The sequence below is a fragment of the Pseudomonas citronellolis genome, assembly GCF_900112375.1.
GTDB lineage: Bacteria > Pseudomonadota > Gammaproteobacteria > Pseudomonadales > Pseudomonadaceae > Pseudomonas > Pseudomonas citronellolis.
The window spans coordinates 129,628-154,485 of record NZ_FOLS01000010.1 but is presented as its reverse complement, the minus strand read 5'-3'; the positions used below and the strand labels follow the sequence as shown (position 1 = coordinate 154,485).

Genomic DNA, 24,858 nt, shown 5'->3' with positions numbered 1-24,858 from the left:
TCAGCTGTCGTCGCTGATCCCGGCGTCCGGCGCGTAGCGCTTCACCGAGGCGACGCCGTTCTCGGCGTTGGCCTGGCTGGCGTACATCTGGCTCTGCCCGACCACCTGGCCATTGCTGGCCTTGAGCACGAAGTAGTGCTTGCCGTTGCTCGCTTCCTTCAGCTCGAAGGCGCCGTCGCGCTGCGAGTTCCTGCGCACCGACTCGATGCCTTCGATGGCCGAGGTCTTGGCCCGGTACAGCTCGCTGCTGAGCACGACCTCGCCGTTGCTGGCGTGCAGGGTGAAATGGAACTGGCCGTCGCTGGCCTTCTTCAGATGGTATTTTGCGGACATGGCGGCCTCCGGCGCGTTGCGCGAACAGCCTAAGCCTAGTCGTTGCCGGGCGCCCGTCCATGGGCGCGAATAGGTCAGGCCTTGAGCGTCTTCACGCCCTCGGCGGTGCCGAGCAGCAGCAGGTCGGCCGGGCGCGCGGCGAACAGGCCCACGGTGACCACGCCGACGATGTTGTTGATCTTCTCTTCCAGGGCCACCGGGCTGTCGATGCGCAGGTTGTGCACGTCGAGGATGATGTTGCCGTTGTCGGTCAGCACGCCGTCGCGGTAGACCGGGTCGCCGCCCAGCTTGACCAACTGGCGGGCCACGTGGCTGCGGGCCATGGGGATGACTTCCACCGGCAGCGGGAAGGCGCCGAGCAGGGGCACCAGCTTGCTCTGGTCGGCGATGCAGATGAACTGCTTGGCCACGGCCGCGACTATCTTCTCGCGGGTCAGCGCGGCGCCGCCGCCCTTGATCAGCTCCAGGCGCTCGTTGCTCTCGTCGGCGCCGTCGACGTAGAACTCCAGCTCGCTGACGCTGTTCAGGTCGTAGACCGGGATGCCGTGGCCCTTCAGGCGCTGCGCGGTGGCCTCGGAGCTGGCCACGGCGCCGTCGAACTCGGCCTTGTGCCTGGCCAGCAGGTCGATGAAGAAGTTGGCGGTGGAGCCGGTGCCGACGCCGACGATGCTCTTGCTGTCGAGGTGCGGGAGGATGTGGTCGACGGCGGCCTGGGCCACGGCCTGCTTGAGCTGGTCCTGGTTCATCTCTGGGTTCCGGCAAAGAGGGCTTGGGGCGCGGATTATAGCGGGGCCGCCGGGCGAATGTGGATTCGCCGCTCCCGGCCGTCGCCGACTGGAGTAGACTGCCGGCTTTGTGCCCCGTCCCTGCGAAGCCCGCCCCGATGCTCGAACAGTACGTCAAGAAGATCCTCACCTCGCGCGTCTACGACGTCGCCGAGGAAACGCCCCTGCAACCGGCCCGTCGCCTCTCCGAGCGCCTGGACAACCAGGTGCTGCTCAAGCGCGAGGACCTGCAGCCGGTGTTCTCCTTCAAGATCCGCGGCGCCTACAACAAGCTGGCGCAGCTGAGCCGCGAGGAACTGGCGCGCGGCGTGGTCACCGCCTCGGCCGGCAACCACGCCCAGGGCGTGGCCCTGGCGGCGAAGGAGCTGGGGGTGAAGGCGACCATCGTCATGCCGCGCACCACGCCCGAGCTGAAGGTCCAGGGCGTGCGCGCCCGCGGCGGCAAGGCGGTGCTGCACGGCGACGCCTTCCCCGAGGCGCTGGCGTATTCGCTGAAGCTGGTGGAAGAGAAGGGCTACGTCTACATCCACCCCTACGACGACCCGGACGTGATCGCAGGGCAAGGCACCGTGGCCATGGAGATCCTCCGCCAGCACCCGGGCCGCCTGGACGCCATCTTCGTGCCGGTGGGCGGCGGCGGGCTGATCGCCGGCATCGCCGCCTACGTGAAGTACCTGCGCCCGGAAGTGAAGGTCATCGGTGTCGAGCCGGACGACTCCAACTGCCTGCAGGCCGCCATGGCCGCCGGCGAGCGCGTGGTGCTGAGCCAGGTCGGGCTGTTCGCCGACGGCGTGGCGGTGGCGCAGATCGGCCAGCACACCTTCGACATCTGCAAGCGGTACGTGGATGAGGTCATCACCGTCAGCACCGATGAAATCTGCGCGGCGATCAAGGACATCTACGACGACACCCGTTCCATCACCGAGCCCGCCGGCGCCCTGGCGGTGGCCGGGATCAAGAAGTACGTCGAGCGCGACAACGCCCGCGAGCAGACCCTGGTGGCCATCGACTCCGGCGCCAACATCAACTTCGACCGCCTGCGCCACGTGGCCGAGCGCGCCGAGCTGGGCGAGAAGCGCGAAGCCATCATCGCCGTGACCATCCCCGAGCGCCCGGGCAGCTTCAAGGCCTTCTGCGAGGCCATCGGCAAGCGCCAGATCACCGAGTTCAACTACCGCTACAACACCGACAGCGAAGCGCACATCTTCGTCGGCGTGCAGACCCACCCGGACAGCGACCCGCGCGCGGTGCTGGTCGAGCAGCTGCGCGAGCGGGGCTTCCCGGTGCTGGACCTGACCGACAACGAACTGGCCAAGCTGCACATCCGCCACATGGTCGGCGGCCATTCGCCGCGGGTCAGCGACGAGCAGGTGTTCCGCTTCGAGTTCCCCGAGCGCCCCGGCGCGCTGTTCAACTTCCTCAACAAGCTCGGCGGGCGCTGGAACATCACCATGTTCCACTACCGCAACCACGGCGCCGCCGACGGCCGCGTGGTCGCCGGCCTGCAGGTGCCGGAGGAGGAGCGCCACCTGGTGGTGCAGGCGCTGGAAGAGATCGGCTACCCGTACTGGGACGAGAGCGACAACCCGGCGTACAGGCTGTTCCTGGGTTGACGCCACGGCCGGCGGGGAACGCCGGGGCAGCGCCCGCTGTCCCAGTTCGACCCGCCGGCCGGCAGCGCTGCTAGGCTGAGGGAACAGCCACGAATCGCGACAGGGACCGCCCGCATGGAAACCTACCAGACCCTCAAGATCCTCCACGGCGTCGCCGTGGCCGTGCCGCTGCTGGCCATCGCCGGCCTCGCCTGGTACGGCTGGCGCAGCTGGCGCGGCGGGGATGCCGGCGCGCTGGCCAAGGCGCTGCTGCGCATCGGCCTGGCGGCCTGGGCGCTGGTGGCCGGCAGCGTCGTCAGCCTGCCGCTGACCGGCTGGCAGATGGTCCACCGCGCCGGCTTCCCGCTGGGCCAGACCTGGCTGCTGGCCAGCGCCTGTCTGCTGATCCTGGTGGCGATCTTCTGGCTGCTGTTCACCAGCCGCCTGTGGCGCATCCGCGCCCTGGCGGTTAGCGCCCGCGACAGCGGCGAGCCGCTGGCCGAGCGCGTGGTGCGCGAGCTGCGCTTCGGCGCGGCGTTCTTCGCCCTGGCCCTGCTCAGCTGGCTGGCGATACTGGCGCTGATGCTGGCCAAGCCGCTGTGAATCCGATGGCGATGGAGCGCCGATGAGTCCCTACCTGCTGCTCAAGACCCTGCACATCCTGACCGCCACCCTGCTGTTCGGCACCGGCCTGGGCTCGGCCTACTACGCCTGGCGGGCCTGGCGCAGTGGGCAACTGCAGGTCATCGCCACGACCTTCCGCCACCTGGTCAGCGCCGACTGGCTGTTCATCGCCACCAGCGCCGTGTTCCAGCCGCTCAGCGGCCTGGGCCTGGCGTATTGGGCCGGCTGGCCGCTGGCGCAGGGCTGGCTGCTGTGGAGCCTGGGGCTGTACGTGTTCGCCGGGCTCTGCTGGTTGCCGGTGGTGTGGCTGCAGATTCGCGTGCGCGACCTGGCCGAGGCGGCGACGGCGGCGGGAACCGCGTTGCCGCCGCAGGCCTTCTTCTATATGCGCTGGTGGTTCGCCTTGGGCTGGCCGGCGTTCCTGGCCTTCCTGGCGATCTTCTGGCTGATGGTCAACAAGCCGCTGTGAGGCGCCTCAGTCGCGCAGGCTGAGCACCGGCCAGCCGCGTTCCTCGGCGGTGGTGCGCAGGACCTCGTCCGGGTCGACCGCCACCGGATGGGCCACCACTTCCAGCAGCGGCAGGTCGTTGCGCGAGTCGCTATAGAAGTAGCTGCCGTCCAGGCTCATGCCGGTTTCCTGCAGCCAGCGCTGCAGGCGGGTCACCTTGCCGCCCTGGAAGCAGGGCACGTCGAAGGTGCGGCCGGTGTAGAGGCCGTCGCGCATCTCGCACTCGGTGGCGATCAGCGTTTCCACGCCCAGGCGCTCGGCGATGGGGCCGGTGACGAAGCGGTTGGTGGCGGTGATGATCACCAGGCGGTCGCCGGCGGCGCGGTGCTCGGCCAGCAGGGCTTCGCCGCGGGGCAGGATGATCGGCTCGATGACCTCCTCCATGAACTGGCGATGCCAGATGGCCAGTTGCTCCAGGCTGTTGCGGCCGAGGATCGCCTGGGTGAAGGCCTGGTAGGCGAACACGTCCAGGGTGCCGGCCTGGTAGTCGGCATAGAAGGCATCGTTGCGCGCCTGGTACTCGCCGGCGTCGACCAGGCCGCGCTGGCACAGCCACTCGCCCCAGCTGTGGTCGCTGTCGCCGGCCAGCAGAGTGTTGTCGAGGTCGAAAAGGGCCAGACGCGCCATGGTTCACCATTAATTGCGAAAGCGGAAAAGTCGCCTAGAGTAACGGCTTTTGCCGGCCCTGCCCATGCGCGCCAAGCCTCGCGTTGCCGCTGTCACAGGCTTTGTGGAACAATGCGGGCACACGCGTTTTCGAGGATGTACCGCCGTGATCGATCCCGATGGTTTTCGCCCCAATGTCGGCATCATCCTCTCCAACGAGGCCGGTCAGGTTCTGTGGGCACGGCGCATCAACCAGGAGGCCTGGCAGTTCCCGCAGGGCGGCATCAACGCCCGGGAAACTCCTGAAGAGGCGCTGTTCCGCGAGTTGAACGAGGAAGTCGGCCTGGAGGAGCAGGATGTGCGCATTCTCGCCTGCACCCGCGGCTGGTTGCGCTATCGTCTGCCGCAGCGGCTGGTGCGTACCAACAGCCAGCCGCTGTGCATCGGCCAGAAACAGAAGTGGTTCCTGCTGCGCCTCACCGGCGACGAGAACCGGGTACGCATGGATGTGACCGGCAAGCCGGAATTCGATGGCTGGCGCTGGGTGAGTTACTGGTATCCCCTGGGGCAGGTGGTGACCTTCAAACGCGAGGTCTACCGGCGCGCCCTGAAGGAACTGGCGCCGCGCCTTCTGGCGCGGGACTGAAGAGGAGATAAGGCCCTGAGCATGCTCAACACGCTGCGCAAGATCGTCCAGGAAGTGAACGCCGCCAAGGACCTGAGGGCGGCGCTGGGCATCATCGTGCAGCGGGTCAAGGAAGCCATGGGCACCCAGGTGTGCTCGGTCTATCTGCTCGACGCCGAGACCAACCGCTTCGTCCTGATGGCCACCGAGGGCCTGAACAAGCGCTCCATCGGCAAGGTCAGCATGGCCCCCAACGAGGGCCTGGTGGGCCTGGTCGGCACCCGCGAGGAGCCGCTGAACCTGGAGAACGCCTCCGAGCACCCGCGCTACCGCTACTTCGCCGAGACCGGCGAGGAACGCTACGCCTCCTTCCTCGGCGCCCCGATCATTCACCACCGCCGGGTGATGGGCGTGCTGGTGGTGCAGCAGAAGGAAAAGCGCCAGTTCGACGAAGGCGAGGAAGCCTTCCTGGTGACCATGAGCGCGCAGCTGGCCGGGGTCATCGCCCACGCCGAGGCCACCGGTTCGATCCGCGGCCTGGGCAAGCTCGGCAAGGGCATCCAGGAAGCCAAGTTCGTCGGCGTGCCCGGCGCCCCCGGCGTGGCCGTGGGTAAGGCCGTGGTGGTGCTGCCGCCGGCCGACCTGGAAGTGGTCCCGGACAAGCCCATCGACGACGTCGAGGCCGAGGTCGAGCTGTTCAAGCAGGCCCTGGAAGCCGTCCGCGAAGACATGCGCAACCTCTCCAGCAAGCTGGCCACCCAGCTGCGCAAGGAAGAGCGCGCGCTGTTCGACGTCTACCTGATGATGCTCGACGACGCCTCCATCGGCCAGGAGGTCAAGCGCATCATCCGCTCCGGCCAGTGGGCCCAGGGCGCCCTGCGCCAGGTGGTGATGGAGCACGTCGCGCGCTTCGAGCTGATGGACGATGCCTACCTGCGCGAGCGCGCCTCCGACGTCAAGGACATCGGCCGGCGCATCCTCGCCTACCTGCAGGAAGAACGTAAGCAGACCCTCACCTACCCGGACCAGACCATCATCGTCAGCGAGGAACTGTCCCCGGCGATGCTCGGCGAGGTGCCCGAGGGCAAGCTGGTGGGGCTGATCTCGGTGCTCGGCTCGGGCAACTCCCACGTGGCCATCCTCGCCCGCGCCATGGGCATCCCCACGGTGATGGGCGCGGTCGACCTGCCGTATTCCAAGGTCGACGGCATTGACCTGATCGTCGACGGCTACCACGGCGAGATCTACACCAACCCGTCGCCGCAGCTGGTCAAGCAGTACGGCGAAGTGGTCGCCGAAGAAAAGGAACTGAGCAAGGGCCTGGCCGCGCTGCGCGAGCTGCCCTGCGAGACCCTCGACGGCCACCGCATGCCGCTGTGGGTCAACACCGGCCTGCTGGCCGACGTGGCCCGCGCCCAGGAGCGCGGCGCCGAGGGCGTTGGCCTGTACCGCACGGAAGTGCCGTTCATGATCAACGACCGCTTTCCCAGCGAAAAGGAGCAGCTGGCGATCTACCGCGAGCAGCTCTCGGCCTTCCACCCGCTGCCGGTGACCATGCGCACCCTGGACATCGGCGGCGACAAGGCGCTGTCCTACTTCCCGATCAAGGAAGACAACCCCTTCCTCGGCTGGCGCGGCATCCGCGTCACCCTCGACCACCCTGAAATCTTCCTGGTGCAGACCCGCGCCATGCTCAAGGCCAGCGAGGGCCTGAACAACCTGCGCATCCTGTTGCCGATGATCTCCGGCACCCACGAGCTGGAAGAGGCGCTGCACCTGATCCACCGCGCCTGGGGCGAGATCCGCGACGAAGGCGTGGACATCCCCATGCCGCCGATCGGCATGATGGTGGAGATCCCCGCGGCGGTGTACCAGACCCGCGAACTGTCGCGCCAGGTGGACTTCCTCTCGGTCGGCTCCAACGACCTGACCCAGTACCTGCTGGCGGTGGACCGCAACAACCCGCGCGTGGCCGACCTCTACGACTACCTGCACCCGGCGGTGCTGCAGGCGCTGAAGAAGGTGGTCGACGACGCCCACGCCGAAGGCAAGCCGGTGAGCATCTGCGGCGAGATGGCCGGCGACCCGGCGGCCGCGGTGCTGCTGATGGCCATGGGCTTCGACTCGCTGTCGATGAACGCCACCAACCTGCCCAAGGTGAAGTGGCTGCTGCGCCAGATCACCCTGGGCAAGGCCCGCGAGCTGCTCGGCCAACTGATGACCTTCGACAACCCGCAGGTGATCCACAGCTCCCTGCACCTGGCATTGCGCAACCTCGGCCTCGGCCGGGTGATCAACCCCGCGGCGACCGTCCAGGGCTGACCTGGAGCGCCGCTCTCCCCGGAGCTGAGTCGTCCCCGGGGCCCTGTACAACCGGCAGCGCCGGGAGAAGGCTTATGGACGAGCAGCAAGCGCTCGCGGGCGACCGCGAAGCCATCGAGAAGACCCTGCGCTATGCCCTGGAGATCGTCAGCGACGGCATCTGGGACTGGGACATCCGCAGCAATGACGTCAAGCGCAGCCCCGGCTGGTACCGCATGCTCGGCTACCCCATCGATGGCCTGCCGGAGAACGTCGCCACCTGGCACTCGGTGATCCACCCGGACGACTTCCCCCGCGTCATGCGCAGCTTCCAGGCCTACCTGGACGGCCGGCAGGCGGCCTACGCCGAGGAGTATCGCTGCCTTTGCGCCAATGGCGAATACCTGTGGATAAGGGATCACGGCCGCTTCGTCGAATTCGACGACCAGGGCCGCGCCACACGGATGATCGGCGCCCACCACAACATCCACGAGCGCAAGCTGATCGAGCTGGAACTCAAGCGGCGCAACGAAGAGCTGCACGAACTCAACCGCAACCTGGAACAACTGGTCGAACAACGCACCGAGGCCCTGCGCCAGGCCAACCTGGCCCTGGCCGAACAGGCCGCGGTGGCGGTGCGCCTGAGCGAGACCGACCCGCTGACGCAGATCTTCAACCGGCGCCGCTTCGAAAGCAGCCTGCAGCAGGAATGGCAGCGCCTGCAGCGCCACGACCAGCCGGTCAGCCTGCTGATGTTCGACCTCGACCACTTCAAGCGCATCAACGACCTCTTCGGCCACCCGGTCGGCGACCGCGTGCTGGTAGCGGTGACCCAGGCGGTGCGCCGGACCCTGCGCGAGGAAGACTGCTTCGCCCGCTGGGGCGGCGAGGAATTCATCGTGCTGCTGCCGAACACCCCGCTGGCCTCCGCCAGCCGCCTAGCCGAGCGCCTGCGCCTGCACATCCGCGAGGCCTGCGCCGAGCTGGAACAACCGCTCACCGCCAGCTTCGCCCTGGCCGGCATGCGCCGCGCCGAACCCCTGGAAAACCTGCTGCGCCGCCTGGACGATGCCCTCTACCGGGCCAAGCGCCTGCGCGACGCCATCGAGGTGTGCTAGGCGTAGGAGCGGGCCCTGCCCGCGATTTCGCGCGTAGGGCGCGCTCCTACATGGGATCGGCGCGGTAGGTTGGCCATCGCGGACGGAGTCCGCTCCTACGTCCGTGCTTCCCTGGAACCGTAGGGCGTATAACCGTTCGCGGTTATACGCCGCCGCCTGGGCGCCGGGATGCTTTTCGTAGGAGCGAGCTTGCTCGCGAACGGACTTCGCAGCGGGGTTCGTTCGCGAGCAAGCTCGCTCCTACAAAATCAACCGGGCTCTAGGCTTCGAGCGACAGACGTACTTCGCCCAGATGGGCCCCCTCCGGCCCGAAACTGCGTTCGATGAACTCCCGGCGCCCATCGGCATGCACGCGCAGCACGCTGCTGGCGCGGGTGCCGTAGTTGGCGCTGGCGATGAACACGCTGGACAGCAGGCGCTCGGTGGCCAGGCCGACGCCGGTTTCCGGCAGCCGTTCGTCGCCGGGGCGCTCGTGGTCGCCAAGCAGCCCCAGCAATGCCCCGGGTTCGGCTTCGTCGAGGTGTTCCTCCAGCGCGGCGCGGGCGCGCAGCAGCTTGGGCCAGGGCGTATCCAGCGAGGCGTTGGACAGCCCGTGCAGCCCGGCCGGCAATTCCCGCGGCTCGCCATCGCGGGGATTGAAGTAGCAGAGCTGACGGGCATCGCCGACCAGCAGGTTGAAGCCGGAATACTCGGCAGCGCGGCGCTGCACCTCGGCCAGGTAATCCAGCGGCGCCTGACGGCCGCGCAGAAAGCCGGCCACCAGCTCGCCGCGCGAGCGCGGCCCCAGCGGCTGGCCGGGATCACGCACGTTGGTCAGGGCGGCGAAGCGCCCATCAGGCCCCAGGCCCATCCAGGTGCCGCCGGCCTCCAGATCGCGCCCGGCATAGACGCCCGGCGCATCCTCCCACGCCGCCAGCGGCAGGGTGGGGCGGGCATAGAACTCGTCGCGGTTGGCCGCGACTATCAGCGGCATGGCGTGTCCGGGGCGCCAGGCAAGGACGATCAGGCACATGGGGCAGGGCCCTGCGGTGGTGGTCCTGGCAGGGTAGGTAACTGGCGTTGGCAACTCAATAGCCGCCGTCGTCCGGGCACGGCGCACGATGAAATTTCTTTCATATTGGTACCGAAAGGCCTGTTGCACCGCGGGCGGCTGCCGTCGCCGGCGCATTTTCGGTACCATGCCGCTTTTGCCACCCGAGGTCTCCATGGAGTTCCTTCTCTACCTGGTGCTGGGTGCCTGCGCGGGCGTGCTGGCCGGGTTGTTCGGCGTCGGCGGTGGCCTGATCATCGTCCCGGTGCTGGTGTTCAGCTTCACCGCCCATGGCTTTCCCGTCGAGGTGCTGACGCAGATGGCGGTGGGCACCTCGCTGGCGACCATCGTCTTCACCTCGGTCAATTCCATCCTCGAACACCATCGCCGTGGCGCGGTGCTCTGGCCGGTGTTCCTGTGGATGACCGTGGGCATCGTCGTCGGCAGCGCCCTGGGCGCGCTGACCGCATCGGCCATTAAGGGAGCAGTGCTGCAGAAGATCATCGGCGTCTTCGCCGTGCTCATCTCCATCCAGATGACCCTGGGCCTGCAACCCAAGGCCGGCGGCAGCCTGCCGGGCAAGGGCGGGTTGGGCGCGGCCGGCGGCTTCATCGGCTGGGCCTCGGCGATCTTCGGCATCGGTGGCGGCTCGCTGACCGTGCCTTTCCTGTCCTGGCGCGGCGTCTCCATGCAGCAGGCGGTGGCTACGTCCTCGGCCTGCGGTCTGCCCATCGCCATCGCCGGGGCGATTTCTTTCATCATGGTCGGCTGGCACCGGCCCGAGCTGCCGCAGTGGAGCCTCGGCTTCGTCTACCTGCCGGCGCTGGTGGGCATTGCCGTCACCAGCATGTTCTTCGCCCGCATCGGCGCGCGCCTGGCGCACCGCCTGCCGGCCAAGGTGCTCAAGCGCCTGTTCGCTCTGCTGATGTTCTGCATCGGCATGAGTTTCCTGATCAAACCCTAGGAGTAAGCGATGCTGCCCTATCCACAGATCGACCCCGTCGCGGTGTCGCTCGGCCCCCTGAAGATCCACTGGTACGGGCTGATGTACCTGATCGGCATCGGCGGCGCCTGGCTGCTGGCCTCGCGCCGACTGAACCGCTTCGACCCGACCTGGAGCAAGGAAAAGCTCTCCGACCTGGTGTTCTGGGTCGCCTGCGGCGTGGTGCTCGGCGGGCGCCTGGGTTACGTGCTGTTCTACAAGCTGGACTTCTACCTGGCCAACCCGCTGAACCTGTTCAAGGTCTGGGAAGGCGGCATGTCGTTCCACGGCGGGCTGATCGGAGTGATGCTGGCCACCTGGTGGTTCGGCAAGCGCAACGGCAAGAGCTTCTTCCAGCTGATGGACTTCATCGCCCCGCTGGTACCGATCGGCCTGGGCGCCGGGCGCATCGGCAACTTCATCAACGCCGAGCTGTGGGGCAAGCCCACCGACGTGCCCTGGGCGATGATCTTCCCGCCCTACAGCGACCCGGCGCAGCTGCCGCGCCACCCGTCGCAGCTGTACGAGTTCGCCCTGGAAGGCATAGTGCTGTTCGCCATCCTCTGGATGTTCTCGCGCAAGCCGCGGCCGACCGCCTCGGTATCGGGCCTGTTCATCCTCTGCTACGGCTGCTTCCGCTTCTTCGTCGAGTTCTTCCGCCTGCCCGACGCCGACCAGGGCGCCGGCGGCAACGGCGGCCCGGGCTATCTGGCCTGGGACTGGCTGACCATGGGCCAGCTGCTGTGCGTGCCGATGATCCTCGGCGGCATCGCCCTGATGGTCTGGGCCTACCGCCGCGCGGCGGCGAAGCCGGCGACCAACTGACGGGACGGCGGTTTTTCGTAGAAGCGGGCAAGCCCGCCTACGTCCTCCGGCAAACGCGACACCCGTAGGATGGGTTGAGCGAAGCGATACCCATCACCGAGACCGCATGGGTTTCGCAAGCTCAACCCATCCTACGAAAAGCACCTCGGTGCAGTGGGCAAGCTCGCTTCTGCCAAGCCAAGAGCCGCTCAAGCGCGGTCCCAGACCTCGAAGGCATAGGCCGGCGTTTCCGCCGTCGCTTCATGCTCGATGCTCGACGCCAGGTGCCAGCGGCTTTCGTCCACCTCGGGGAAGCGCGCGTCGCCCACCGGGCTCAGGGCCACGCGGGTCAGGTACAGGCGCTCGGCCACGGGCAGGGCCTCGGCGTAGAGCTGGGCGCCGCCGATCAGCATCAGCTCCTCGGCTTCCTCCTCCCGCGCCCAGACGTCGGCGCGCTGCAGCGCAGCGTCCAGCGAAGTGAACACCTCGGCGCCTTCCAACTGCAGGCTGGCCTGGCGGCTGACCACCAGGTTGAGCCGGCCGGGTAGCGGGCGGCCTAAGGAGTCCCAGGTCTTGCGGCCCATGATGATCGGCTTGCCCAGGGTCAGCGCCTTGAAGTGCTTGAGGTCGGCCGGCAGGTGCCAGGGCAGGCGGTTGTCGATGCCAATCACGCGGTTCTCGGCGAGGGCGGCGATCATCGCCAGCGGCAGGCGGGAAGGGGCTTGGGACATCGTGGCTCCGGTCATGTGCTCAGGGTGATCCATCGGTGGCAGAGGATACCAGCCGCTGGGCCGGCGCGTCGTTCGCGTAGGGCGGCACGCGCATGAAGAAGGTGCCGTCCTCGTTGACCTGGGTGATGCCGGTGGCCAGCACCTTGCGGTAGTCCTTGAGGCTGAACACCAGCGTCTGGCCGGGCTGCTCGGCCTTGAGCAGCACCTGCGCGTAGGTGATGAGAATCTCGAAGATCTTCAGGTCGCCCGATTGCAGCCAGATGTACGAAGGGCCGGCCAGGGTGGGCGGCTCGAAGCGCGGCGGCGGGCTGCCGGCCGGACGGGCGAAGCGCAGGTGCAGGCCCTGCGCATCGAGCCAGGCGGCGTCGACCTTGCCGTCGATGCCCACCAGCGGGAACACCTGGTGGTAGTCCAGGCGCATGGCGTTGTCGCACAGCAGGGCGCCGGGGCGCTCCAGGCTGACCAGCGAGTCCAGGTGCAGGCCGACCAGGCTCATGGCGCCGTAGGCCGGCACGCCGAGGACCTTGACCTGGTCCGGCTGGTAGAGGATCTCGTCGCCCTCCAGGCGCACGCTGCCAGCCAGGCGCAGCGGCAGCCAGGGGCCGATGCCCAGGGGCTGCACCTCGCCGCTGACGCGTAGGCGCTCGCCGTCGATGCTCATGCTGAAGTTGCGCAGCATGCTCTGTGGATAAGCCAGGATGCGCTCGTTGAACAGGCTGGCCAGTTGCTGCGGGTCGAGAATCACCTCGCCCTCGGTGACCTGGATGCGCATGTCCTGCGGGCGGTCGAAATCCACCGGCGCGCCGGCCTTCAGCGGCACCAGCCAGCCCTTGAGCTGCGGGCTGTGGAAGCCGATGCCACCCTCGAAGTACATGTCCACGTTGTGCAGCAGCAGGCCGACGCCGTCCTGGCCGGAATCGCGCACGCCGCCCGGGCGGCTGGCGGCGTGCCCGGCGTCCGGCGGCGTCTGCTGGAACCAGCCCTGGCGCAGCAGTTGCAGTTCCTGCTGCTGGCGGTCGATGGCGCTTTGCGCCTGCGCGAACAGGGGCAGGGCGAGGAGCAGGGGCAGCAGGCGCTTCATAGGGCTTTCTCCTGCGGTGCCGGCGCCTTCACCGGCGACACCGCGATGTGCACCATGCCGTCCTGGCGCAGGCGGATCTCGCCGTATTGCAACTGGCGGCGGTAGTCGTAGAGGTTGAACAGCAGCGGCTGGCCGGGGCTGAGGCTGGTGAACAGGGCGTAGGCCTTGACCAGGATGGTGCGGGCCATCTTGATGTCGCCGCCCTGGATGAACATGTAGCTCTCTGGCGCCTGCAACTGCGGCCATTGCAGGCTGGCCAGGTCGTCGCCCAGCAGCAGGTCCATGCCGCCGTCGGCCAGCTTCAGGCTGCGCACGGCGAACTCCAGGCGCGGCGGCGGGAACAGGCCGTCGAGGTCGACCAGGATGCGGTTGCCGAGCAGCTGCATGTGCGCGGTGTGCAGTTGCAGCACCTCGGACATCTCGATGGAGGCGGCGCTCAGCGAAGGGGTGACGTCCACGCCGTCGACGAAGATGCGTTGCGGCACCAGCGCCACCTTCAGCGGGCCGGCCTGCTCGATGCCGGTGAGCATCCGCAGCGGCCGCCAGCGGCCCTTGCGCAGCAGCTCGCCGCGCACTTCCTGGCCGCCCTTGCGGGTGGCCAGGACCAGGTTGCGCACCGGCGCGTCGGCGCTGCGCAGTTCGGCGTTGAGCAGGGTGGCGAGGGTGGCGTCGGCGACGAAGATGTCGCCGGCCTGGATGCGCGCGACCATGGCCCTGGGGTCGTCGAGCATCAGCGGCGTGCCCTTGGGGCCGTTGGAGCTCATGCGGATCAGCATGCGGCGGATGAAGAAGCCGATGTCGTCGTGCAGGCGGAAGTCGGTGTGGCTTATCCACAGCTTCGACTCGTCGCTGTCGGAGGCGCGCTGGCCGACCTTGTCGTCCAGCTGGCGCGGCGGCACCGCCTGCATCAGCGGGGTGTCCGGGCCCCACTCGGAGGGGCGCACCGGGGGCGTTTCCACGGCCGCCGCGTGGGCGGCGGCCAGCAGGAGCAGGGCGCAGGGCAGGACGCGCGGCATGGCGGGCCTCGTTGTTGTTGTTCTGGTTGGCTTTCGCACCCTATACCCGTGGGCGCGCCGGGTAAGCCCTTCCTTGGTTCGGTCGGCGGGCTCCGGTGTTACCGTTACCCCGGAGAGCTGGCGGGCGGACGCGGCGCGGCGCAGCGGTTATGCTTGCGCCCCAGGAACCCGTGCCGGAGACACTGTGAGCGATAGCGCCCCACCTTCCGCCTTCGACCGACTGTGGCTGTGCGAAGCCGTGCGCCTGCGCGAGGAGCAGGCCGGCCCGCTGGAGGACGCCGAGGCCAACCGCCGCGCCATCGCCGCCGGCGGCGAACTGCCCCGGCGCATCGAGAACCGCGCCCTGTGGCTGGCCGGCCGCGACGGGCTGGACAGCGCCCTGCGCCTGTGGAAACAGGGCGCGCAACTGGCCTTCTACCTGTTGATCTTCCTCGCCCTGCTCAGCGGCGCCGGCCTGGCGCTGGCCGCACTCGGCGATGGCCAGCGCCCGGTCAACGTGTTCTGGGCCCTGGCCAGCCTGCTCGGCCTGGACCTGCTGATGCTGCTCGGCTGGGCCGCGGGCTTCGCCCTCGGCGGCGGCGAGGCGGCCGGGGCCTTGGGCCGCCTGTGGTTGTGGCTGAGCGGCAAGCTGGCGCGCGATGCCCGCGCCGCGCAACTGGCGCCGGCGCTGCTGGTGCTGCTCGGCCGCCAGCGCCTGACGCGCTGGGCGCTGGGCATGCTGGTCCACGGCCTGTGGCTGCTGGCCCTGGGTTCGGCCATGGTGGTGCTGCTGGCGTTGCTCTCGACGCGGCGCTACGGCTTCGTCTGGGAAACCACCATCCTCGGCGGCGACACCTTCGTCTTCCTCACCCAGGGCCTCGGCGCGCTGCCTTCGTTGCTGGGCTTCCCGCTGCCGGACAGCGACCTGGTGCGCGCCAGCGGCGATGCCCTGGTGGCCAGCGAGGCGGCGCGCCATGCCTGGGCCGGCTGGCTGGTGGGCATCCTGGCGGTCTACGGCCTGCTGCCGCGCCTGCTGCTCTGGGCCTTCTGCCTGTGGCGCTGGCGCCGCGGCCGCGCGGCGTTGCGCCTGGACCTCTCGCTGCCCGGCTACAGCCTGCTGCGCGAACGCCTGCTGCCCAGCAGCGAGCGCCTGGGCGTCAACGATGCCGCGCCGGCCAGCCTGGTCGAGCCCCAGGCGCAGAACCCCGCCGCCAGCGCGGACGGCGCCCTGCTGGTGGCCATCGAACTGGACGACAGCCAGCCCTGGCCGCCGAAGCTGCCGGCCGGCGTGGCCGATGCCGGCGTGCTGGACGATGGCGCGCAGCGCCGCCGCCTGCTGGAACAATTGACCCGCTATCCGCCGGCGCGCCTGGCCATCGCCTGCGACCCGCGGCGCTCGCCGGACCGCGGCACCCTGGCGCTGATCGCCGAGCTGTCGCGCTGCGCCGGCGCCACCCGCGTCTGGCTGCTGCAGCCGCCGGCGGGCAGCGGCCTGGACAGCGACCGCCTGGCCGACTGGCATGCCGCCATCGACAAGCTGAACCTGGCGCACAGCGGCGCATCGCCCCTGGCATGGCTGGAGAGCGGACATGACTGATCCCCTCAGGCTGGCCGTGGTCGGCCACACCAACGTCGGCAAGACCTCGCTGCTGCGCACCCTGACCCGCGACGTCGGCTTCGGCGAGGTCTCGCACCGTCCCAGCACCACCCGCCACGTCGAGGGTGCGCGCCTGTCGGTGGACGGCGAGTCGTTGCTGGAGCTGTACGACACGCCGGGCCTGGAGGATGCCATCGCCCTGCGCGACTTTCTCGACGCCCTGGAACGCCCCGGCGAGCGCCTCGACGGCCCGGAGAAGCTGCGTCGCTTCCTCGATGGCAGCGAGGCGCGCGGCCGCTTCGAACAGGAAGCCAAGGTGCTGCGCCAGTTGCAGGCGTCCGATGCCGGGCTCTATGTGATCGACGCCCGCGAACCGGTGCTGGCCAAGTACCGCGACGAGCTGGCGGTGCTCGCCGGCTGCGCGCGGCCGCTGCTGCCGGTGCTGAACTTCGTCGCCAGCGCCAACCACCGTGAGGAGCAGTGGCGCGAGGCCCTGTCGCGCCTGGGCCTGCACGCGCTGGTGCGCTTCGACAGCGTGGCGCCGCCGCTGGACGGCGAACGCCGGCTCTACGAAAGCCTGGCGCTGCTGCTGGAGAAGTCGCGCCCGCAGCTGGAACGGCTGATCCGGGACCACGAGGCCCAGGCCGTGGCACGCCGCGAAGCCGGCGCCAAGCTGATCGCCGAACTGCTGGTGGACGTTGCCGCCTGCCGCGACCTGGTGCCGGGCGATGCCGAGGCCATCCGCCAGGCCACCGAAGTGTTGCGCGACCGCGTGCGCAAGCGCGAGGAAGCCTGCGTGCAGGCCCTGCTGCGCCTCTATGCCTTCCGCAAGGACGACGCCCGCGCTGCCGACCTGCCGCTGCTGGATGGACGCTGGGGCGATGATCTGTTCAACCCCGAAACCCTGCGCCAACTCGGCGTGCGCCTGGGCGGCGGGGTAGCTGCCGGCGCCGCGGCTGGCGCGGGGATAGACCTGCTGGTGGGCGGCCTGACCCTGGGCGCCGCCACCGCCCTCGGCGCCCTGGCCGGCGGCGCCTGGCAGACTGTCGGCCATTACGGCCAGCGCCTGCTCGGCAAGCTCAAGGGCCAGCGCGAACTTTCGGTGGACGACAGCGTGCTGCGCCTGCTCGCCCTGCGCCAGCGCCAGTTGCTGGCGGCATTGCAGGCGCGGGGCCATGCGGCCATGGAGGCGATCCGCGTTGCTTCGCCGGAAGACAAGCAATGGCGCGAGGGCAAGCTGCCCGAGGCGCTGCGCAAGGCGCGGGCGCACCCGGAATGGTCGACCTTGAATGGCCGCAAGCGGGTGGACAAGAGCGAACGCCAGGAGCAGGTCGACGCCCTGGCTCAACAGCTATTGGAACGGTAGGGCGTATAACCGTTCGCGGTTATACGCCGTTTGGCCTTGGCCGAAGGGTGTTGCGGCTTTGAACACGAAGCGCCTGTCTCAGGGCGCTGCGGGCTCAGCGACGGAGTTGACTGGTGGGCAAGGTGTAGCGGCGTATAACCGCGAACGGTTATACGCCCTACGTTCAGTCGAGCGTGATCATTTCCACCGAAGCCTGTCCGCCCGCGATGCTCAGGATCGCCAGCGAGATCGGCAGCTTGAAGCGCCGCGGCCCGGCGCTGCCGGGGTTGAGATAGAGCACCCCGTCGCGCACTTCCTGCTGCGGCTTGTGTGAATGCCCGGCCAGCACCACGTCGAAGCCTTCGGCCCGTGGATCGATGGCCAGTTGCTTGAGGTCGTGGATCAGGTACAGGCGCAGCCCGCCCAGTTCCAGGCTCAGGGTTTCGGGAATGGCCTCGGCCCAGGCTTCGGTGTCGTTGTTGCCGCGCACCACGTCCAGCGGCGCCAGTTGGCGCAGCGCATCGAGGATCGCCGGCTTGCCGATGTCGCCCAGGTGCAGCAGGCGCTGGCAGCCGCGCAGGGCTTCCAGGGCTTCGGAGCGCAGCAGGTTGTGGGTGTCGGCGATCACGCCGACGCGCAGGGAAATGCTCATGCATCCAGCATAAACGACGACGCCACCCGAGGGTGGCGTCGTGGCTGGCTCAGTGCTGGGCCCTGGCCGCCGGTGCTTCCGGCAGGAACCAGTTCAGCAGCAGGGCGCAGATGCCGCCGGTGGCGACGCCGGACTCCAGCACGTTGCGCAGCGCCGCCGGCATGTGCGCGAGGAACTCCGGTACCTGCGACACGCCCAGGCCGAGGGCCAGGCTGACCGCGATGATCAGCAGGGCACGGCGGTCGAGGTGGGTGCCGGCGAGGATGTTGATGCCCGAGGCGGCCACCGCGCCGAACATCACCATGGCCGCGCCGCCGAGCACCGGCTCGGGCACCGCCTGGATCACCCCGGCGACGCTGGGGAACAGGCCGAGCACCACCAGCATCGCGGCGATCCACAGGCCGATATGGCGGCTGGCCACGCCGGTCAGCTGGATCACCCCGTTGTTCTGCGCGAAGACCGAGCTGGGGAAGGTGTTGAAGATGCCCGCCAGCAGCGAGTTGGCGCCATTCACCAGCACTCCGCCCTTGATCCGTTGCATCCACAGCGGGCCTTCCACCGGCTGCTTCGACACCTGGCTGGTGGCGGTGACGTCGCCGATGGCCTCCAGCGAGGTGACCAGGTAGATCACCAGCATGGGGATGAACAGCGCCCAGGAGAAGCTCAGGCCGAAGTGCAGCGGCGTCGGCACCTGGAACAGCGCGGCCTGGTGCATGCCGCTGAAGTCCAGGCGGCCCAGGTAGCCGGCCAGCACGTAGCCCACGGCCAGGGCGATGACGATGGCGCCGCTGCGCATCCACACCACCGGGATGCGGTTGAGCACCACGATGATCGCCAGCACGGTGCCGGACAGCAGCAGGTTCTCGCCATTGGCGAAGGTGCCGTTGCCCATGGCGCTGAAGCCACCGCCCATGCTGATCAGGCCGACCTTGATCAGGGTGAGGCCGATCATCAGCACCACGATGCCGGTCACCAGCGGGGTGATCAGTCGCTTCACGAACGGCAGGATGCGCGACACGCCCATCTCCACGAAGGAGCCGGCCATGACCACGCCGAAGATGGCCGCCATCACCTGCTCCACCGGCGTGCCCTGCTTGACCATCAGCGCCCCGCCGGCGATCAGCGGGCCGACGAAGTTGAAGCTGGTGCCCTGGACGATCAGCAGCCCGGCGCCGAACGGCCCGAAGCGCTTGCACTGGACGAAGGTGGCGATGCCGGAGATGACCAGCGACATAGACACGATCAGGTTGGTGTCGCGGGCGGAAACGCCCAGCGCCTGGCAGATCAGCAGACCGGGGGTGACGATCGGCACGATGATCGCCAGCAGGTGCTGCAGCGCTGCGAGCAGCGCGACGGGCAGGGCGGGACGGTCTTCCAGGCCGTAGACCAGGTCGCGCTGGGCCTTGTCGGCGGTGACGGGGTTCTCGAGGGAGCTCATGGCGGCAGTCCGGGAAAAAGAGCGGGATTTTACGGGGTGGAGGCAGGATCGGACAGTGCCATAGGGCAGGGATTTTTCTTTGGGAGGTGACACTAACTGTCAGTAAATGTCGGTTTTAAGGGCATTATCTGCCGTTATTGGTCACTTGTTTTGGGTGTTGTCCAGATATATCGAAGTCAGCAGAAATTTCAGCTTTGCCTTGAAGAAGTGGACTACATATCGGTCCCATTCATGAGTCATTTAATTAACTTCGCCCATGGTTCTTTGGGCGGACTAAATTCATGATCATGGAGACTGAAATGAAAAGGCGACATACTACACAGAAAGGTTTCACCCTTATTGAGCTAATGATCGTTGTGGCTATCATCGGTATCTTGGCCGCCATTGCGATTCCGCAGTACCAGAACTACACCATACGAGCACGTGTTACCGAGGGGTTGAATTTGGCCACGGCAGCGAAAGTTGCTCTGAGCGAAACATATGCAGCCAATGCCGGTTTGGCGGTCAATGCGTATGCTGGCACCGGTGCACCAACTGCCGCCGCAGCTAACACTGTGAATACTGGGTTTCAGTTCGCCGCTACGCGTGATGTTGCAAGCATAGCGATTGCGGCTGTAAGCGCTGGCGCCGCGACTGCTGGAGATGGTGCCATAACCATTACCTATACTGGGGTTGTCCCTGTCCCGCAAAGCCCCTTGACCTTGACACTTACGCCTGGAACGGGTGCCATTACTGCAGGTGTTCCGGCTGGCACTTTGAATCCAAATTTACCCATAGTTTGGGGCTGTGCTGTAAATGACGTTGCCAATAATAGTTTTGCTCCTGCTAATTGCAGGCTTTAAGTTGGCTTGAGCTATTGGCTGGCGAGGATTTATATGTGCTAGGTTTCTGAGAGTTGTTGCTGTTTGGATGCGGTGTGAGCATTCACGTGGTTTTACTCCTAATAAAACAAAGCCCGGTAATCATGCCGGGCTTTGTTGACGTCGGGAGTTTTTCTCTACAGCTAACTGCTTACCCCTCCAGTAGAGCTTTATTTCGGACAGCCCCTTTGTCAGCACTGGTAGCCAGCAACGCATAAGCCTTCAGCGCAGTACTGACCTTGCGGGCGCGCGGCTGCGCCGGCTTCCAGCCCTTCTTGTCCTGCTCGATGCGGCGGGCGGCCAGTTCTTCATCGCTGACCAGCAGGTTGATGCTGCGGTTGGGGATGTCGATCAGTACCTTGTCGCCGTCCTGCACCAGGCCGATGGCGCCGCCCGCGGCGGCTTCCGGCGAGGCGTGGCCGATGGACAGGCCCGAGGTGCCGCCGGAGAAGCGGCCGTCGGTGAGCAGGGCGCATTGTTTGCCCAGGCCCTTGGACTTCAGGTAGCTGGTGGGGTAGAGCATTTCCTGCATGCCCGGGCCGCCTTTCGGGCCTTCGTAGCGGATGATCACGATGTCGCCCGGCTTCACCTCGTCGGCGAGAATGCCCTTCACTGCGGCGTCCTGGCTTTCGAAGATCTTCGCGCTGCCTTCGAACACGTGGATCGACTCGTCCACACCGGCGGTCTTCACCACGCAGCCGTCGAGGGCGATGTTGCCGTACAGCACGGCCAGGCCGCCTTCGGCGGAGTAGGCGTGCTCGACGCTGCGGATGCAGCCTTCGGCGCGGTCGTCGTCCAGGCTCGGCCAGCGGGTGTTCTGGCTGAACGCGGTCTGGGTGGGGATGCCGGCGGGGCCTGCCTTGAAGAAGGTATGGACGGCTTCGTCACGGGTCTGGGTGATGTCCCACTGGGCGATGGCGTCGGCCATGCTCGGGCTGTGCACGGTCGGTACGTCGGTGTGCAGCAGGCCGCCACGGGCCAGCTCGCCGAGGATGGAGAAGATGCCGCCGGCGCGGTGCACGTCTTCCATGTGGTACTTCTGGATGTTCGGCGCCACCTTGCACAGCTGCGGCACCTTGCGCGACAGGCGATCGATGTCGCGCAGGTCGAAGGCGATCTCCGCCTCCTGCGCTGCGGCCAGCAGGTGCAGGATGGTGTTGGTCGAGCCGCCCATGGCGATGTCCAGGGTCATGGCGTTCTCGAAGGCCTTGAAGCTGGCGACGTTGCGCGGCAGTACGCTGTCGTCGCCTTCGCCGTAGTAGCGCTGGCACAGTTCCACGGCCAGGCGTCCGGCACGCAGGAACAGCTGCTCGCGGTCGGCGTGGGTGGCCAGGGTCGAGCCGTTGCCCGGCAGCGACAGGCCCAGGGCCTCGGTCAGGCAGTTCATCGAGTTGGCGGTGAACATGCCGGAGCAGGAGCCGCAGGTGGGGCAGGCGCTGCGCTCGTATTCGGCGACCTTCTCGTCGGAGCAGGAATCGTCCGCCGCGACCACCATGGCGTCGACCAGGTCCAGGCCGTGGCTGGCCAGCTTGGTCTTGCCGGCTTCCATCGGGCCGCCGGAGACGAACACCACCGGGATGTTCAGGCGCAGGGCGGCCATCAGCATGCCGGGGGTGATCTTGTCGCAGTTGGAGATGCAGACGATGGCGTCGGCGCAGTGGGCGTTGACCATGTATTCCACGGAGTCGGCGATGATCTCGCGCGACGGCAGGGAATAGAGCATGCCGTCGTGGCCCATGGCGATGCCGTCGTCCACGGCGATGGTGTTGAACTCCTTGGCCACGCCGCCGGCCTTCTCGATCTCGCGGGCGACCAGCTGGCCGAGGTCCTTCAGGTGCACGTGGCCGGGCACGAACTGGGTGAAGGAGTTGGCGATGGCGATGATCGGCTTCTTGAAGTCTTCGTCCTTCATCCCGGTGGCGCGCCAGAGGGCGCGGGCGCCGGCCATGTTGCGGCCGTGGGTGGAGGTTTTCGAGCGGTAATCGGGCATGACGAGTTCCTGCGGCTAATCAGGCTTCGGTAAGAGTCTTATCGTGAGCGTCGTACGAGGCACATGCAAACGGCAGATGGAGCTGCATGCTCGGAGGGGGCTGCAAGACGGGGCGGGGTCACCGCCCGCGCGGCCGGGGCTCACGGGCCCGCCGGGGGATGTTGGCGAGGGATGTGCAGGATTCTACGCCGGCCGCCGCCGCCAGGGAAAGGCTGGTGGTCGGCAGCTGGAAGCCTGAAGCTGGAAGCAAGGGCAGAGCCCAGAATCCCTTCCAGCTTCCAGCTTCCAGCTTCCAGCTTCCAGCTTCCAGCTTCCAGCTTCCAGCTATCAGCTATCAGCTATTCGGCAGCAGCCGCACAGTCAGACTCTTGATATAGCGGGTCTCGGCGATGGCCGGGTGCACCGGGTGGTCCGGGCCCTGGCCGCCGCGTTCCAGCAGCTGGAGGTTGCGGTCCAGGTGGCGGGCGCTGCCGAGCAGGATGTTCTGCAGGTCGTCCTCGGGCAGGTGCATGGAGCAGGAGGCGCTGACCAGGATGCCGTCCTTGGAGAGCAGGCGCATGGCCTGTTCGTTGAGGCGGCGGTAGGCGGCCTCGCCGTTCTTCAGGTCCTTCTTGCGCTTGATGAAGGCCGGCGGGTCGGCGATGACCACGTCGAAGCGCTCGTCGGCGGCCTTCAGCTCGCGCAGAGCGTCGAACACGTCGCCTTCCACGCAGGCGACCTTGTCGGACAAGCCGTTGAGGGTGGCATTGCGCTCCACGCCGTCGAGGGCGAAGCCGGAGGCGTCCACGCACATCACGTCGCTGGCGCCGAAGGCCGCGGCCTGGATGCCCCAGCCGCCGATGTAGCTGAACAGGTCGAGCACGCGCTTGCCTTTCACGTAGGGCGCCAGGCGCGCGCGGTTCATGCGGTGGTCGTAGAACCAGCCGGTCTTCTGCCCGGCCAGCACCGGGGCCTCGAAGCGCACGCCGTTCTCTTCCAGGGCGACCCACTCGGGCACTTCGCCGTAGGCATTCTCCACGTAGCGCTCCAGGCCTTCGGCATCGCGCGCGCTGGCGTCGTTCTTCCACAGCACGGCGCTAGGCTTGATCACCTGCAGCAGGGCGGCGAGCACGTCGTCGCGGTGCTTCTCCATGGTTGCCGAGGCGAGCTGCACCACCAGTACGTCGCCGAAACGGTCCACCACCAGGCCGGGGAGCAGGTCGGCGTCACCGTAGACCAGGCGGTAGAAGGGCTTGTCGAAGAGGCGCTCGCGCAGGCTCAGGGCGACGTTGAGGCGGTGAACCAGCAGCGACTTGTCGAGAACGTGCTTGGTATCGCGGGAAACCAGGCGTGCGCAGATCAGGTTGTTGGGGCTCAGCGCCACCACGCCCAGCGGCTTGCCGTTGGCCATCTCGAGGATCGCCTGGTCGCCGGCGGCGAAGGCGTTCAGCGGCGTGGCCTGGACATCCACCTCGTTGCTGTAGACCCACAGGTGGCCGGCGCGCAGGCGGCGCTCGGCGTTGGCTTTCAGACGCAAGCTGGGCAGGGTCATGGCGGTGCTCCGGGAAAAAGAGCGAGATTATAACCGCTGGCCGCCGGGGTTGCCGATGCCGCGCGGGCGTGACGAGCAGGCATAAAGTTCGCGCCGCGACTGCCGATACGGTTCTGTCTAAATCGGCAGTTCCAGAAGTCGTCCGTCTGGGTAAACTGTGCGCCCCGTCAACTTTCCCAGACCGTCCCCATGGTCCAAGAACTCTCCGCCGAACAGATCCGCCAGACCCTGCAGGGCATCAGCGTGCCGCCGCAACCGCAGATCATGGTCGACCTGCAGATGGAACAGGTCATGCCCAACCCTGACCTGAAGGCCATCGCCAAGCTCATCAGCCAGGACCCCGGGTTGTCCGGCGCGTTGCTCAAGCTGGTCAACTCGCCGTTCTTCGGCCTGGCCAACCGCATCACCTCGATCCAGCGCGCGGTCAACCTGCTGGGCAGCCGCTCGGTGATCAACCTGATCAACGCCCAGTCGATCAAGGGCGAGATGAGCGACGACACCATCGTCACCCTCAACCGCTTCTGGGACACCGCCCAGGACGTGGCCATGAGCTGCCTGACCCTGGCCAAGCGCATCGGCTACGAGTCGGTGGACGAGGCCTACGCCCTGGGGCTGTTCCACAATTGCGGCATCCCGCTGATGCTCAAGCGCTTCCCGCACTACATGGCGGTGCTGGAGGAGGCCTATGCCAGCGCCAGCGACGAGCGCCGCGTGGTGGACACCGAGAACCGCGTGCTGAACACCAACCACGCCGTGGTCGGCTACTTCACCGCGCGCTCCTGGCGCCTGCCGGAGCACGTCTGCGAGGCCATCGCCAACCACCACAACGCACTCACGGTGTTTAGCGAGGAAAGTAGCCGCAACACCCAGCTGAAGAACCTCCTGGCGATCCTCAAGATGGCCGAGCACATCTGCGGCTCGCACCGCATCCTCGGCAACCAGCCGGAGGACCACGAGTGGGAAAGCATCCGCGCCCTGGTGCTGGATTACGTGGGGCTGACCGAATACGACTTCGAGAACCTGAAGTCGAGCATCCTCGAGCTGGGTGTGGGGCAGGGGAGCTATTAGGGATCGCGGATGGGTCCGCTCCTGCGATCGTGCTTCCCCGCAACCGTAGGGCGTATAACCGTTCGCGGTTATACGCCGTTGGCGGGAATACCGAGGCCCTTTAAGAGCGCCCTCTCCCCAACCCTCTCCCGCAAGCGGGAGAGGGGGCTGTCCTGAGCGGCGTGGAGGTCAGGCACCGTCCTCATACCCCCGGGAACCCAGAAAGCAACGTAGGAGCAACTGTCTTGCCGGCTGCGCCGAGGTGCTCGCTCCTACGAAAAGC

At 67.5% G+C, this 24,858-nt stretch carries 23 protein-coding genes; 12 read left to right on the top strand and 11 right to left on the bottom strand.

Annotation, left to right across the window (positions count from 1 at the left end; genetic code table 11):
- A complete protein-coding gene (locus tag BM060_RS11890; RefSeq protein ID WP_074980331.1) occupies positions 1-333 on the bottom strand; it encodes a YegP family protein in 333 nt (110 codons plus the stop codon).
- Positions 334-407: 74 nt separating this feature from the next.
- On the bottom strand, positions 408-1,079 hold the full coding sequence (gene rpiA / locus BM060_RS11885) for a ribose-5-phosphate isomerase RpiA (RefSeq protein ID WP_061563065.1): 672 nt from the start codon (positions 1,077-1,079) through the stop codon (positions 408-410).
- Positions 1,080-1,186: 107 nt separating this feature from the next.
- On the opposite strand from rpiA, the gene ilvA reads away from it, so the two are divergent.
- The 3 genes from ilvA (at position 1,187) to BM060_RS11870 (ending at position 3,803) form a co-directional block, all read left to right on the top strand.
- Positions 1,187-2,731, top strand: coding sequence for a threonine ammonia-lyase, biosynthetic (gene ilvA, locus BM060_RS11880; protein WP_255314680.1), 1,545 nt, complete (start codon positions 1,187-1,189; stop codon positions 2,729-2,731).
- Positions 2,732-2,845: 114 nt separating this feature from the next.
- Positions 2,846-3,313 (top strand): DUF2269 domain-containing protein, encoded by a 468-nt coding sequence (locus tag BM060_RS11875; protein ID WP_074980329.1) that lies wholly within the window; start codon positions 2,846-2,848, stop codon positions 3,311-3,313.
- A 22-nt stretch (positions 3,314-3,335) separates the two neighbouring features.
- Positions 3,336-3,803, top strand: a complete 468-nt coding sequence (locus BM060_RS11870; RefSeq protein ID WP_074980328.1) for a DUF2269 family protein — start codon at positions 3,336-3,338, stop codon at positions 3,801-3,803.
- A gap of 6 nt (positions 3,804-3,809) precedes the next feature.
- On the opposite strand, the gene BM060_RS11865 is transcribed toward BM060_RS11870, so the two are convergent.
- Complete coding sequence (locus tag BM060_RS11865) at positions 3,810-4,469, bottom strand: histidinol-phosphatase (protein WP_074980327.1); 660 nt, start codon at positions 4,467-4,469, stop codon at positions 3,810-3,812.
- A gap of 145 nt (positions 4,470-4,614) precedes the next feature.
- On the opposite strand from BM060_RS11865, the gene BM060_RS11860 reads away from it, so the two are divergent.
- The 3 genes from BM060_RS11860 to BM060_RS11850 all read left to right on the top strand — a co-directional run bounded on the left by BM060_RS11860 (position 4,615) and on the right by BM060_RS11850 (position 8,492).
- A complete protein-coding gene (locus BM060_RS11860) occupies positions 4,615-5,094 on the top strand; it encodes an RNA pyrophosphohydrolase (RefSeq protein ID WP_009613927.1) in 480 nt (159 codons plus the stop codon).
- Between the two features lie 21 nt (positions 5,095-5,115).
- Complete coding sequence (ptsP, locus tag BM060_RS11855; protein ID WP_074980326.1) at positions 5,116-7,395, top strand: phosphoenolpyruvate--protein phosphotransferase; 2,280 nt, start codon at positions 5,116-5,118, stop codon at positions 7,393-7,395.
- A 74-nt stretch (positions 7,396-7,469) separates the two neighbouring features.
- Positions 7,470-8,492 (top strand): sensor domain-containing diguanylate cyclase, encoded by a 1,023-nt coding sequence (locus BM060_RS11850; protein ID WP_074980325.1) that lies wholly within the window; start codon positions 7,470-7,472, stop codon positions 8,490-8,492.
- 259 nt (positions 8,493-8,751) lie between these two features.
- Here BM060_RS11850 and BM060_RS11845 read toward each other — a convergent pair whose 3' ends face one another.
- The gene (locus BM060_RS11845) at positions 8,752-9,504 is read right to left on the bottom strand and encodes an NRDE family protein (protein ID WP_074980324.1); all 753 of its coding nucleotides are present in this window, start codon (positions 9,502-9,504) and stop codon (positions 8,752-8,754) included.
- Positions 9,505-9,697: 193 nt separating this feature from the next.
- Between BM060_RS11845 and BM060_RS11840 the strand changes: the two genes are divergently transcribed.
- Positions 9,698-10,486 (top strand): sulfite exporter TauE/SafE family protein, encoded by a 789-nt coding sequence (locus BM060_RS11840; protein ID WP_058488080.1) that lies wholly within the window; start codon positions 9,698-9,700, stop codon positions 10,484-10,486.
- Positions 10,487-10,495: 9 nt separating this feature from the next.
- Positions 10,496-11,329 (top strand): prolipoprotein diacylglyceryl transferase, encoded by an 834-nt coding sequence (gene lgt, locus BM060_RS11835; RefSeq protein WP_074980323.1) that lies wholly within the window; start codon positions 10,496-10,498, stop codon positions 11,327-11,329.
- Between the two features lie 188 nt (positions 11,330-11,517).
- Here lgt and BM060_RS11830 read toward each other — a convergent pair whose 3' ends face one another.
- The 3 genes from BM060_RS11830 to BM060_RS11820 are packed head-to-tail and all read right to left on the bottom strand — an operon-like array spanning position 11,518 to position 14,136.
- On the bottom strand, positions 11,518-12,039 hold the full coding sequence (locus BM060_RS11830; RefSeq protein WP_074980322.1) for a dihydrofolate reductase: 522 nt from the start codon (positions 12,037-12,039) through the stop codon (positions 11,518-11,520).
- A 19-nt stretch (positions 12,040-12,058) separates the two neighbouring features.
- On the bottom strand, positions 12,059-13,120 hold the full coding sequence (locus BM060_RS11825) for a hypothetical protein (RefSeq protein WP_074980321.1): 1,062 nt from the start codon (positions 13,118-13,120) through the stop codon (positions 12,059-12,061).
- The gene (locus BM060_RS11820; protein ID WP_074980320.1) at positions 13,117-14,136 is read right to left on the bottom strand and encodes a hypothetical protein; all 1,020 of its coding nucleotides are present in this window, start codon (positions 14,134-14,136) and stop codon (positions 13,117-13,119) included. Before BM060_RS11820 ends, BM060_RS11825 begins: the two co-directional genes overlap by 4 nt.
- Before the next feature lie 184 nt (positions 14,137-14,320).
- Between BM060_RS11820 and BM060_RS11815 the strand changes: the two genes are divergently transcribed.
- Together BM060_RS11815 and BM060_RS11810 are read left to right on the top strand one after the other, a co-directional pair.
- On the top strand, positions 14,321-15,712 hold the full coding sequence (locus BM060_RS11815) for a DUF2868 domain-containing protein (RefSeq protein ID WP_074980319.1): 1,392 nt from the start codon (positions 14,321-14,323) through the stop codon (positions 15,710-15,712).
- Positions 15,705-17,078, top strand: a complete 1,374-nt coding sequence (locus BM060_RS11810; protein WP_074980318.1) for a GTPase/DUF3482 domain-containing protein — start codon at positions 15,705-15,707, stop codon at positions 17,076-17,078. Before BM060_RS11815 ends, BM060_RS11810 begins: the two co-directional genes overlap by 8 nt.
- A gap of 163 nt (positions 17,079-17,241) precedes the next feature.
- On the opposite strand, the gene BM060_RS11805 is transcribed toward BM060_RS11810, so the two are convergent.
- Both BM060_RS11805 and BM060_RS11800 read right to left on the bottom strand, forming a co-directional pair.
- The gene (locus BM060_RS11805) at positions 17,242-17,709 is read right to left on the bottom strand and encodes a metallophosphoesterase family protein (protein WP_135500007.1); all 468 of its coding nucleotides are present in this window, start codon (positions 17,707-17,709) and stop codon (positions 17,242-17,244) included.
- Positions 17,710-17,758: 49 nt separating this feature from the next.
- Positions 17,759-19,147, bottom strand: coding sequence for a nucleobase:cation symporter-2 family protein (locus BM060_RS11800; protein ID WP_074980317.1), 1,389 nt, complete (start codon positions 19,145-19,147; stop codon positions 17,759-17,761).
- 299 nt (positions 19,148-19,446) lie between these two features.
- Here BM060_RS11800 and BM060_RS11795 point away from each other — a divergent pair, with 299 nt between their 5' ends.
- Positions 19,447-19,989, top strand: a complete 543-nt coding sequence (locus BM060_RS11795; protein WP_074980366.1) for a pilin — start codon at positions 19,447-19,449, stop codon at positions 19,987-19,989.
- A 169-nt stretch (positions 19,990-20,158) separates the two neighbouring features.
- On the opposite strand, the gene ilvD is transcribed toward BM060_RS11795, so the two are convergent.
- Positions 20,159-21,997, bottom strand: coding sequence for a dihydroxy-acid dehydratase (gene ilvD / locus BM060_RS11790; RefSeq protein ID WP_074980316.1), 1,839 nt, complete (start codon positions 21,995-21,997; stop codon positions 20,159-20,161).
- Between the two features lie 334 nt (positions 21,998-22,331).
- Positions 22,332-23,528 (bottom strand): class I SAM-dependent rRNA methyltransferase, encoded by a 1,197-nt coding sequence (locus BM060_RS11785; protein ID WP_074980315.1) that lies wholly within the window; start codon positions 23,526-23,528, stop codon positions 22,332-22,334.
- A 243-nt stretch (positions 23,529-23,771) separates the two neighbouring features.
- Between BM060_RS11785 and BM060_RS11780 the strand changes: the two genes are divergently transcribed.
- On the top strand, positions 23,772-24,596 hold the full coding sequence (locus BM060_RS11780) for an HDOD domain-containing protein (RefSeq protein ID WP_116425215.1): 825 nt from the start codon (positions 23,772-23,774) through the stop codon (positions 24,594-24,596).
- The last annotated feature ends 262 nt before the right edge of the window (positions 24,597-24,858 follow it).